The 10,961-nt window shown below is 70.2% G+C and carries 12 protein-coding genes; 5 read left to right on the forward strand and 7 right to left on the reverse strand.

What is annotated here, in order from left to right:
- The coding region (locus AB0M52_RS07585; protein ID WP_363950249.1) for a hypothetical protein at positions 1 to 498 on the forward strand (498 nt) is incomplete at its 5' end.
- Positions 499 to 587: 89 nt separating this feature from the next.
- Here the strand turns inward: AB0M52_RS07585 and AB0M52_RS07590 are convergent.
- The 6 genes from AB0M52_RS07590 to AB0M52_RS07615 form a co-directional block, all read right to left on the reverse strand.
- On the reverse strand, positions 588 to 1,298 hold the full coding sequence (locus AB0M52_RS07590) for a DNA alkylation repair protein (protein ID WP_363950251.1): 711 nt from the start codon (positions 1,296 to 1,298) through the stop codon (positions 588 to 590).
- Between the two features lie 123 nt (positions 1,299 to 1,421).
- Positions 1,422 to 1,826, reverse strand: a complete 405-nt coding sequence (locus tag AB0M52_RS07595; protein WP_363950253.1) for a hypothetical protein — start codon at positions 1,824 to 1,826, stop codon at positions 1,422 to 1,424.
- A gap of 267 nt (positions 1,827 to 2,093) precedes the next feature.
- A complete protein-coding gene (gene ugpC / locus AB0M52_RS07600; RefSeq protein ID WP_363950255.1) occupies positions 2,094 to 3,302 on the reverse strand; it encodes a sn-glycerol-3-phosphate ABC transporter ATP-binding protein UgpC in 1,209 nt (402 codons plus the stop codon).
- Positions 3,303 to 3,313: 11 nt separating this feature from the next.
- The gene (locus tag AB0M52_RS07605; RefSeq protein ID WP_363950257.1) at positions 3,314 to 4,147 is read right to left on the reverse strand and encodes a carbohydrate ABC transporter permease; all 834 of its coding nucleotides are present in this window, start codon (positions 4,145 to 4,147) and stop codon (positions 3,314 to 3,316) included.
- Position 4,148: 1 nt separating this feature from the next.
- Positions 4,149 to 5,159 carry a sugar ABC transporter permease gene (locus tag AB0M52_RS07610; RefSeq protein WP_363950259.1) on the reverse strand — a complete coding sequence of 337 codons (1,011 nt, stop codon included), beginning with the start codon at positions 5,157 to 5,159 and terminating at the stop codon, positions 4,149 to 4,151.
- Positions 5,156 to 6,442, reverse strand: a complete 1,287-nt coding sequence (locus AB0M52_RS07615) for an ABC transporter substrate-binding protein (protein ID WP_363950261.1) — start codon at positions 6,440 to 6,442, stop codon at positions 5,156 to 5,158. Before AB0M52_RS07615 ends, AB0M52_RS07610 begins: the two co-directional genes overlap by 4 nt.
- A 308-nt stretch (positions 6,443 to 6,750) precedes the next feature.
- Between AB0M52_RS07615 and AB0M52_RS07620 the strand changes: the two genes are divergently transcribed.
- From AB0M52_RS07620 to AB0M52_RS07635, 4 genes are all read left to right on the forward strand, one after another.
- Positions 6,751 to 7,329 (forward strand): DsbA family protein, encoded by a 579-nt coding sequence (locus AB0M52_RS07620; protein ID WP_363950263.1) that lies wholly within the window; start codon positions 6,751 to 6,753, stop codon positions 7,327 to 7,329.
- Positions 7,330 to 7,440: 111 nt separating this feature from the next.
- On the forward strand, positions 7,441 to 8,145 hold the full coding sequence (locus AB0M52_RS07625; protein ID WP_363950265.1) for a VOC family protein: 705 nt from the start codon (positions 7,441 to 7,443) through the stop codon (positions 8,143 to 8,145).
- A gap of 190 nt (positions 8,146 to 8,335) precedes the next feature.
- The gene (locus AB0M52_RS07630) at positions 8,336 to 8,767 is read left to right on the forward strand and encodes a hypothetical protein (protein ID WP_363950279.1); all 432 of its coding nucleotides are present in this window, start codon (positions 8,336 to 8,338) and stop codon (positions 8,765 to 8,767) included.
- A gap of 47 nt (positions 8,768 to 8,814) precedes the next feature.
- Positions 8,815 to 9,084 (forward strand): hypothetical protein, encoded by a 270-nt coding sequence (locus AB0M52_RS07635; RefSeq protein ID WP_363950267.1) that lies wholly within the window; start codon positions 8,815 to 8,817, stop codon positions 9,082 to 9,084.
- A gap of 13 nt (positions 9,085 to 9,097) precedes the next feature.
- Here the strand turns inward: AB0M52_RS07635 and AB0M52_RS07640 are convergent.
- A partial coding sequence (locus AB0M52_RS07640; RefSeq protein ID WP_363950270.1) for a BTAD domain-containing putative transcriptional regulator occupies positions 9,098 to 10,961 on the reverse strand: 1,864 nt, incomplete at its 5' end.

The raw sequence follows: 10,961 nt of genomic DNA on the forward strand, positions 1-10,961 counted from the left end.
CTCCTCGACAGTCGCCTCCCGGCTGCCGGAACGACGGTGCGGGTGCGCTGGTCGGGCAGCGAGCACGGCTCGGCCGCCGCGCTGTTCACCGTGCGGCCCGCTGGCGGCGGAATCATCGCGTACGCCATGCACGGCGACGACCGAACCGGCTGGTGGACCGACCTGCGGCTGCTGCTACCGGCCGAGGGCGCCGACCAACGACCAATCGGCTGGCGGATCCGAGCCGACAACAGCACGCGCACGCCGACGGACCAGGTGCAGGTGATCGCCCCACCAGACGCTGCCCGCGTCACGGTCACGGTCGGCGGCGCACCCCCGGCTACGGTCACCCTCGACGCGTCGTACGCCGGCACCACCCGGATACCGCCGGACCAGCCGGCCACCTTCACCGCGTACGCCACGGACGGCAGCGTCCTCGGCACCACCCCGTTGCCGCCGGTCGAGGCCAACATGTCGGGCCTGCCGGGCGACAGCCCGGCTACTCGCGTGGCCCCCTGATGACCCGAAGGCGTGGCCGAGCCGTCCGAAGACGGCTCGGCCACGCCGAGCAGGCGTCATCAGCCCACCATCCGGCGAGCGTCGATCTTCTAGACCAGGCCGGACAGGTACTCCCTACGTCGCTGCGGTTCGAACTTTTCGATCGCGTACCGCAGCATGACCCGTGGCATGTCCCGGTAACGACGGGCCAGGAACTCCTCTTCCGCCGCTCGGTCACGGTTGCCCACCTCGCGCAGCATCCAGCCCACCGCCTTGTGGACGAGGTCGTGTGGGTCGTGCAGGAGCCGGTCACCGAGCCGGAAGGTCCAGTGGAAGTCGCCGGCTTTGATGAAGGCGAAGGTTGCCATGATGGCGATCCGCCGATCCCACACCACGCTCGATTCGGCCAACCGATCCAGTACGCTCCGGTCCTTGTCGATCAGCCAGGGGCCGACGATGTACGGCGCGGAGGAGTCCACCAGGTCCCAGTTGTTGATGCGGTCGGTGTTGGCCAGGACGATGCGATAGATCCGGGCCCGTTGCTCCTCGTCCCCCTTGACGAACTTCCGCACCAGGATGAACAGCGACGTCAGCCGCTCCTCGTGCACGCCGCTCGTCAGCAGCGTCGCCGTTTCGGCCAGGGACAGGTCGCGCCAGTACCGGCCGGCCACCCGGCGCTGTTCCGGCACGGATACGCCGATGGCCCGGTCTCCCTCGCCGTACCCGCCTGGAACCATCTGTAGGAACCGGCTCACCCCCGCTGCCCGCTCCGGGTCGGCGAGGCTGGCGAGGTCGCGACGGACGTCCCCGGTCGTGGCCATGACTGTGCAACCTACCCCGACCGCCGTGCCTGTCGTGCTCGATGCCGGATCGAGCGTGATCATGGGTGGCGGCCGACTCGCGATCGACCTGGGTGGTGTGAGCGTGACGAGGCGCCGGTACGCCTATCGGCGGGCCCGGTGCGTGACGGTGCGTTTGACCGTGCCGTCAGGGTTGTAGGTGGTCCACTCACCGCTCTTCTTGTTGTTGTCGTAGTCGCCACTGTCGATGAGCTCGCCCTTGGCGTTCCACCGGGTCCACGTGCCGTGCTTTTGATCGTGCTTGAAGCCACCGCGTTGCATGATGCCGCCCGACGAGCGGTACCAGACCCACTTACCGTGGACGGCACCGTTCTCGAAGCCGCCCTCTGCCCGCAGCTGGCCATCGGTGAAGTAGTGCCGCCAGGTGCCGTGCCGTTCGCCCTCGACATACTCGCCGATCATGTAACCGCCGTGCGGGTCCGGGTCGGTCCACATGCCCGTCTTGCGACCCTGCTCGTCCGTGGCGTCAGGGGTCGGAGCGGGGCTCATGCCGGACTCGCGGTCTGGATGCGGGGATGCATGTGCTCTCCTGTTCGTTCAGCGGCCATCACGCCCCAACAATATAAGCTTCCACTTGTTCATCAAGCCCTGCCCCTTGGCGACCTCGCTTCGCCGCTGGTTGGGTGGCGGGATGGAGACGCTGGTGCTCGGAGGCACCGCCTGGCTGGCGTTGGGGGCCCGGGCCCGGCACTGGAGCTACGTCTCCTCGGGCAACGTCTACGCCGCACACCGGACCCCAGCGCCACCCCCTGCGGCTCAATCGGCGAGGGCGCTGGCCGAGCGGCCCTCGTGCAGGGTGAGGTTGCGTCCGTTCGACGGGTCGAACAGGTGGATCTTTTCCAGGTTGAACCAGACTCGCCGGCTCTCCCCCTCGGTCACGGTCGACTCCGCCGAGAGCCGGGTGACCAGGTTCGACCCGGCGCCGGTGAAGTCGGCGGCACCGGTGTCGGCGGCCAGTTCCTCCAGTTCGGCGGCGGAGGCCCGCTCCCCCTCGACGGTGAGGTAGACGTACTTGTCCGAGCCCATCGATTCCACGATGTCCACCGGCGCCTCGAACTCCATCCCCCGGCGGCGGGTCTCCTCGTCGACCAGTTCGGCGTCCTCGAAGTGCTCGGGCCGGATGCCGAGGATCAGCTCCCGGGCAGCGTCGGCGCCCTCCAGCTCGCGGCGGATCCGGTCGCCGATCGGTACGTCACCCAGGGCGGTACGCAACCTGCCCTCCTCGACCGTGGCGGGCAGGAAGTTCATCGACGGTGAACCGATGAACCCGGCCACGAAGAGGTTGCTCGGGTGGTCGTACAGCTTCTGCGGCGGGCCGACCTGCTGCACCGCCCCACCGCGCATGATCACCACGCGGTCGCCGAGGGTCATCGCCTCGGTCTGGTCGTGGGTGACGTAGACGGTGGTGGTGCCGAGCTGCTTCTGCAGCCGGGACACCACCGTGCGCATCTGCACCCGCAACTTGGCGTCCAGGTTGGACAGCGGCTCGTCCATCAGGAACGCCTTGGGTTGCCGGACGATCGCCCGGCCCATCGCCACCCGCTGCCGCTGCCCGCCGGAGAGGTTGGCCGGTTTGCGGTCCAGCAGCGGGGTCAGCTCCAGGACCTTCGCCGCCTCGTCGACCTTCTGCGTGATGGTCTCCTTGTCCAGTTTCGCCAGCCGCAGCGGGAACGCCATGTTCTCCCGGACGGTCATGTTCGGGTACAGCGCGTACGACTGGAAGACCATGGCAATGTCCCGGTCGCGGGGGGCCTTGTCGTTGACCCGTTGCCCGCCGATGCGCAGCTCGCCGGAGCTGATGTCCTCCAGCCCGGCGATCATGTTGAGCGTGGTGGACTTGCCGCAGCCGGAGGGGCCGACCAGGATGACGAACTCGCCGTCGGCGATCTCCAGGTCGACGTCCCGCACCGCCGTGGTGCCGTCCGGGAACTTCTTGCTCACCTTGTCGAGCACGATCTCAGCCACGAGTTTCTCACCTATCCCTTGACGGCGCCGGAGGTCAGGCCGGAGACGATGCGGCGCTGGAAGAAGAGGACGAACAGGATGATCGGAATGGTGATCACCACGGCGGCGGCGCAGATCGCCCCGGTCGGGTCCTCGAACTGCGACTCGCCGGTGAAGAACGACAGCGCCACCGGCACCGTGCGGGACCGCTCGGTGGAGGTCAGCGAGATGGCGAACAGGAAGTCGTTCCAGCAGAAGATGAAGACCAGGATCGCGGTGGTGAACAGTCCCGGCGCGGCCAGCGGGGCGATCACCCGGCGGAACGCCTGCCCCTGGGTGGCGCCGTCCATCTTGGCCGCCTTCTCCAGGTCCCACGGGATCTGCTTGAAGAACGCCGACAGGGTGTAGATCGCCAGCGGCAGCGCGAACGTGATGTACGGCAGGATCAGGCCGGGCCAGGTGTCGAACAGGCCCAGCTGGCGCTCGATCTCGAACAGCGGCGAGACCAGCGACACCTGCGGGAACATCGCGATCAGCAGGGAGACGCCGATCAGCATCCGCTTGCCGGGGAAGTCCAGCCGGGAGATCGCGTACGCGGCCATCGCGCCGAGCACGACGGCGATCACGGTGGCGATCAGCGCGATGCCGATGGAGTTGACCAGCGCCCGGACGAACTGGTCGGTGGCGAAGATGGTCCGGTAGTTGTCCAGCGTCCATTCCCGGGGGATGAACTTCCCGTCGGTCAGCGTGGCCGGTGTCTTGAACGACAGCGACATGATCCACAGCACCGGGGTCAGCGCGAAGACGACCACGGCGACGTCCAGCAGACCCCAACGCAGCTTGGCGCGGGTGGTGGTGTCAGCCATGTCAACGCCTCTCCCCGTCGTCGCTGCCGGGGGCAGCGGTACCGAACAGCTTCACGAAGATGAACGCGATGATCGCCACGGTGATGAAGATCAGCACCGACATCGTCGAGCCGATGCCGAGGTTCAGGCCCCGGATCAGGTTGTTGTAGGCGATCATCGACACCGACGAGGTCTCGTTCGCCCCGGCCGTCAGCACGTAGATGTTGTCGAAGACCCGGAACGCGTCCAGGGTGCGGAACAGCAGGGCGACCAGGATCGCCGGCTTCATCACCGGCAGCATCACCTTGGTGAACCGCTGCCATGCGGTGGCGCCATCGGTGGAGGCCGCCTTGAGCAGGTCCTCCGGCACCAGGGCCAGGCCCGCCATCAGCAGCAGCGCCATGAACGGCGTGGTCTTCCAGATCTCCGCCAGCATGATGATCGCCAGCGAGCTGGCCCGCTCGGTCAGCGGCGCCCCGTCGGAGAAGAGATTGGCCAGGTAGCCGGTGCCGGGCGTCCACGCGTACCGCCAGGAGAACGCGGCGACGACCGTGACGATGCCGTACGGGATCAGCGCCGCGGTCCGCACGATGCCCCGGCCGACCAGCGTCCGGTGCATGACCAGCGCCAGGCCCATGCCGAGCACCAGCTCCACGGCCACGGTGACCACGGTGATCAGCATGGTCACCCCGAACGCCGTCCACCAGAACTCGTTGCTGAGCACGGTGACGTAGTTCTCCAGCCCGATGAACTCCCGCTCGGCCGGGAAGCGCAGGTCGAAGCGCTGCATCGACAGCCACACCGAGTACAGGATCGGGTAGGCGGTCACCGCGACCATGACCAGCGCGGCCGGCGCGCACAGTAGCCAGCCCAGCTTGCGCTCGGCCCGCTTGTTCTCGCTCAGCGCCGGCTTGCCGCGCCTGCTGTTCCGCTGCCTCGGCACGGCCGCGTGCCGGCCGCCGGTGCGGGCGTCGGTCCGGTCGGTGGCCACGTCTTCGCCGGCCGGGTTGGCGTGGGGGGTTCGGTCGTTCATGGCAGCACGCCCTTCGACTCCAGCGCGTCCGCGATCGCCTTACGCAGCTCGTCCGCCGTCGCCTGCGGGTCGATCGCCGACGGCGGCGACAGGAGCGCCGAGGTCACGGTGGAGATGCTCTGGTACGCGGGGGTCAGCGGCCGCACCGCCGGATCCCGCAGCTGTTCGAGGATGGTCTCCTTCATCGGGTACGCCTCGTCCATCTCCGGGTCGTCGTAGACGCGCTCGATGGTCGGCGGCACCCCGTCGTTGATCGCGGAGAACTTCTGATGCTCCGCGCTGCGCAGGCACCTCGCCGCCTCGAAGGACTCCTGCGGGTGCTCGGAGTGGGCGCTGACGGCGAGGTTGACCCCGCCGATGGTCACCCGACCCGGGGTGCCCGCGTCGACGCCCGGCACCCGGGCCCAGCCGACCTGCTCCGCCAGCTCCGGGTTGGCCTCCTGCATCGCCGGATAGACGAACGGCCAGTTCACCTGGAACGCGCCGTTGCCGGCCTGGAAGTCCAACCGCACCGGGTCCTCGGTGGCGTTGCTGAACGACGGCGAGGTCACCCCGGAAGTGGCGAAGTTCCGCAACACCTCCAGCGCCCGGACGGTCCCGTCGTCCATCACGGCCTCGGTGCCGTCCGTGTTGAGGATGTTGCCGCCGGCGCTGGCCGCGAGGGTGTTGTAAAGGACCACCAGGCCCTCGTACTGGGCGCCCATGGTGAGCACCTGGTACGGCTGGCCCTGTTCCTTCAACCGCTGGGCCATCGAGATCATCTCGTCCCAGCTGGTCGGCGGCTCGGGCACCAGGTCCTTGCGATACCACAACAGCTGGACGTTGGTGTTCTTCGGCGCCCCGTAGAGCTTGTTCTGGTACCGGGCGGTCTCCAGCGGGCCGTCGAGGGTGCCGTCCTCCACCTCGGCCCGGTCCCGCCCGGTCCACTCCAGGATCCAGTTGGCGCTGGCGAACTCCTGCGTCCAGGTCACGTCGAGACCGAGCACGTCCATGCCGGTGTCCTCGGCCGCGAGCCGCCGTACCATCTGCACCCGCTGCTCGTCGGCCTCCCGCGGCAGCACCCGGTAGACGATCCGGTACCGCCCGTCGGCCTGCGTGTTGCACTCGTCGACGACCTGCTGCAGATTCTGCTCGGGCGGGTAGTACAGGTTGATCGTGGGCGTACCGCTGTCGGCGCCGCCGGCACAGGCGGCCATCGGCGCCACCAACGCCAACGCCGCGGCCGTCGCCGCCACCCGTACACGGGGTCGGCGCCGGCGCCGGGCCTCGTCAGAGTCGCTCATGTCAACACTCCGCTGCGCTCCGTGCCGCCATGAGCCACCGCCGCGCTGAGCCTGACGATTCGCTCGCTCATGACCCCTCCCCTCGTACCTCGGCCAACAGCCGGGGAGAGGCTCCCGTGCCCCGGCGCACGGCGAGACGGTCAGGGCGTTTGACCTGCCGGTTCACGCCCCTGCGTTTCGTGGCTGGAACACTGCCCGACCTGCGAAGGCGCGAAACCTGACCCAGGTGAGACGACTCGAACACCGGCTGGTGTGGTCCAGGTCATGCCGACCGGGCCAGCCCGGGTGTCGGCGCTTACCCTCAGGCGGTGGACGCGACCTTCTTCTTCGACCCCATCTGCCCGTGGACCTGGCGGACCTCACGCTGGCTGGTGTCCGTCGCCGAGGCCCGTGACCTGCGCATCGAGTGGCGGGCGTTCAGCCTGAGCATCCTCAACGGCGGGAACGTCCCGCCGGAGTACGCCGAGGCGATGGCCGCCTCGGGCCGGGCCCTGCGCCTGGTCGAGGCGCTGCGGGCCGAGAGCCGCCACGACGACGCCGGCCGGTTCTACGCCGAGTTGGGTGCCCGTACCCACGACGCCGGCAACCCGCCGAGCGGCAAACTGGTGGACGCCGCCGTCGAGGCGGCCGGTCTCGACGACGCGGCAGCCGCCCTCGACGACGAGAGCTGGGACGACGCGGTGCATGCCTCGCACGCCCTGGCGTACGCCTCGGCGGGGCCGGACATCGGCTCGCCGGTGCTCATGGTTCCCGGTGCCGACCGGGGAGTGCACGGCCCGATCCTGACCGAGGTGCCCGGCACCGACGACGCTCTGACCCTCTGGGACAGCCTGCTCCCGCTGCTGCGGATGCCGGCCTTCCACGAGATCAAGCGCGGCCGGCACTGAGCAACACGCGTCGGGGACGTCCCGGTCACCCGACCGGGACGTCCCCGACGTCGCTCGGTGAAAGCGCCAGCCCGGACGGCGGATGTCGGTGGCAGGCGGCATGATCGGGGCATGCTGGCACGCTTCAAGGATCTCTGCCTCGACGCCTCCGATCCGCACACCCTCGGCGGGTTCTGGGCCCGCATCCTCGACGGTGAGCTGATCGACACCGGCGACGGCGACACCCGGGTGGACCCGCGCGGGGCCGGCTCCCGGGCCGAGTCGATCTGGGTCAACCGGGTGCCCGAGCCGCGTACCGTCAAGACCCGCGTCCACCTGGATCTGCGGCTGCCCGAGGCGGACCCGGCGGTGCTGCTCGACGCCGGAGCGCGGCTGGTCCGCGAGCCGGACTCGGAGATCGACTGGTGGGTGCTGGCCGACCCGGACGGCAACCAGTTCTGCGCCATCCCGATGGAGTCGAACGCCGACACCGGGCCGTTCGAGCTGGTGGTGGACTCGGCCGACCCGGCCGCGCAGGCCGCCTGGTGGGCCGGCATCGTCGGCGGCGAGCCCAAGTCCAGCGACAAGGGGTACGCAGCGATCACCGGCGCGGCCGGTTTCCCCTGGGACTACTGGGTCTTCGACCCGGTGCCCGAGCGCAAGACCGTTAAGAACCGGATGCACTGGGACGTCGACCTGACCGACCCCGACCCGACCGCCCTGATCAGGGCCGGGGCCACCCTGCTGCGAGAGCCGGACGACACGGTGGGCTGGTGGGTGCTGGCCGACCCGGAGGGCAACGAGTTCTGCGCGTTTCCGCCGCGTCCCACCAGCTGAGCGGCGGTGCTACCAAGCGACCGCCAGGTGGACTAGCGTTTAACGTGCTTCGCCGTCAGCGCGTACGCCGTCGCCGTCGATACGCCACCGGCCGACCCCGACCCGCCCGATCGGTTGGTTCTCGCGGGAACAGCCCGTCACCGGTCCACCGGTTGGGCAGGATCGTCCCCAACGAGGAGGTGCCGTCGTGGTGCAGGACACCCGCGCTCTCGCCCTGACGTTCGAGGTGAGCGGCCTGCCGCCGGTCAAGACCGAGGCGCTGTCCATCTTCGCCGCCGGGCACCGGCAGGCGACGAGGGTACGCGCCCTGCTACAGGCCGCCTGCGAGGCGGCGCAACAGACCGGTTGGACCCCACTGTCCGGGCCGATCGAGGTGGACCTGACCCTGCGCTGCCCGCCCGGGCACCGCACCTCCGACGCCAGCACCCTGCTCGGCGGGGTGTGTGCGGTACTCCAGGACAAGAAGCGGGTCTCCAGCATCGGCCTGACCCACCTCGGCGTCCTGGTCGACGTCGCCCTCTACGACGACGACAAGCAGATCCGCCGGCTTTCGTACGTCGAGGAGCCGGCCGAGGAGTTCTCGTACCAGGTACGCGTCGCCGCCGTATCAACGGTGGTTTGACCGACGGCCGCGGTGGGGTACCGCAGCCGCCGACGAAGGGAGCGTCGATGTCGGAGCCACATGTCACGCTTGAGCCTCGCGACCCGGTGCAGGCGAAGCTGCGTGGGCCGCTGGAGGACCAGTTGACCTCGGCCCTTCAGGCGGCCGCCGACCGGGTCCGGGACAGCTACGCCGGTGAGCCGGTGGAGCAGGTCTGCCAGCGACTGCTCGACGAGACGCGGGCCGGCCTGCATCCCGACATCGCCGCCGGCTTCGAACCCGACATGGACGAACTCTGCCGGGTCGCGGTGGCCATCGTGCGCGGTGACATCACCTGAGCCAGCACGGCATTCAGGCCGCGACTGAATCGGCCCGCCATCCGGCCTCCGGGGCCGCCGATCGCACCGCTGCCAACTCGGCTGCGTAGTCGCGGACCAGCGCGGGCAGGCGGTACCGGCCCGGCTCGTCCTGGTGTACCAGGTGCGCGTCGACCAGGTCCTCTAGGGCACGCCACACCCGCCCGACGGGGACGCCGAGCCGCACCGCCGTCCGCTCGGGGACGACCGCCCCGTCGGGTGACTGACCGAGCAGGACGAGGAGACGGCCGGCCACCTCGTCGGCCGAGCGAAGGGCGGCGACGTGGGCCGCCAAGCTCGCCCGCACCGACAGGTCGCCGAACGACAGCAGGTCCAGCCGCGCCCGCCCGTCACGCACCCGGTCGACCAGGGCGCCGACCGGTGTGTCCGGCTGGCCCGCCAACCGCGAGGCGGCGATCCGCAGCGCCAGCACCGATCCGGCGCAGAGGCGGATCAGCTCGGCGGTGGCGGCGGGTTCCGGGTCCAGCCGGTCGGCACCGACGAGTGCGGCCAACAGCGCCCGCGCCCCGGTGGACGACAGGGGACGCAGCCCGATCGACCGGACCCCGTCCAGACCGTGCAGCCGCCGCTGGCCGACGACGATCAGCGCCGGGCCGGGCCCGGCCGGAACCAGCGGGCGCACCTGGCCGGCGCCGGTCACTCCGTCGATGACGAGAAGTATTCGTCGGCCGGCCACCCGGCTCCGGTACCAGCCGGCCCGCTCGTCCACGTCCTCCGGCACGTCACCGGTGGGCACCCCCAGCGCGCGCAGTACCCGGCCGAGCACCTCCGCAGCGGGCACCGACGGCCGTGACCCGAGGTCGACGAAGATCTGCCCATCCGGGAACTCGGCGCCGACCGAGTGCGCGGCCCGGACCGCGATCGCCGTCTTCCCGCTGCCGGCGGGCCCGGTGACGACCGCTGCGGCCGGACCCTTGCCCACCACGGCCGCGACCACCCCCGCCACCTCACCGGTACGCCCGACGAACGTGGTGAGGTCCGCCGGCAGTTCCCGGGGTACGCCAGGCTGCCCGCTGGCGCTGCGCGCTTCCGCGTCCCGCCGGCTCGGCGAGCCAGCCGGATGGGCGAGATCGGGTGAACGGTCCAGCATGGCCCGATGAAGCGCGGCCAGTTCCTCACCCGGTTCGATGCCAAGGTGTTCCGCGAGCACCGCGTGCGCCTCCCGGTACGCGGTCAGCGCCGCCGGCACATCACCACAGCGGTAGAGCGCAAGCATCAGGTGCCCCCAGGCACGCTCCCGCAACGGGTGCGCGGCGAGATGCCGACGCAGGCCACCGAGCAGATCAGCGTGCTCGCCGACGGCCAACCGAGCCTGCGACCAGTCCTCGAACACCCGAAGGCGCTGTTCCTCGAGGCCGGCCCAGTAACCATCCAGCCCCGGCCCGGACGGCAGCCCGTCGCCGGCCGGCCCACGCCACAGACCCAGCGCGGCGGTCAACGCGCCGACCGCCGGGCGGTGATCGCCGGCCGACAGGTGGACGCGACCCTCCCTGGCCAGCCGCTCAAATCGGCCGATGTCCAGTTCCTCCCCGGCCAAGCGCAACTCGTAGGCGTTGCGGCGGGCAGTCAGCCGGTCACCCAGCACCTTGCGGAGGCCCGTCACATGCGACCGAAGATTTGCCACCGCGGACGCTGGGGGCATGGCACCCCAGGTGACCTCGGAGAGACGGTTCAGCGACACCGGCCCGTTGGCCCCCAACGCCAACGCAGTGAGCACAGCCCGCCGTCTCGCCGCTCCAGGCGTGACATCGACACCCTCGACGAGCAGTTGCATCCGGCCGAGTAACCTGAGATCCACCTGCATGATGTCGCTCCCCCGTCGAACCCGTGAGCGTGCT

The organism is Micromonospora sp. NPDC051296 (assembly GCF_040682255.1).
GTDB lineage: Bacteria > Actinomycetota > Actinomycetes > Mycobacteriales > Micromonosporaceae > Micromonospora > Micromonospora craterilacus.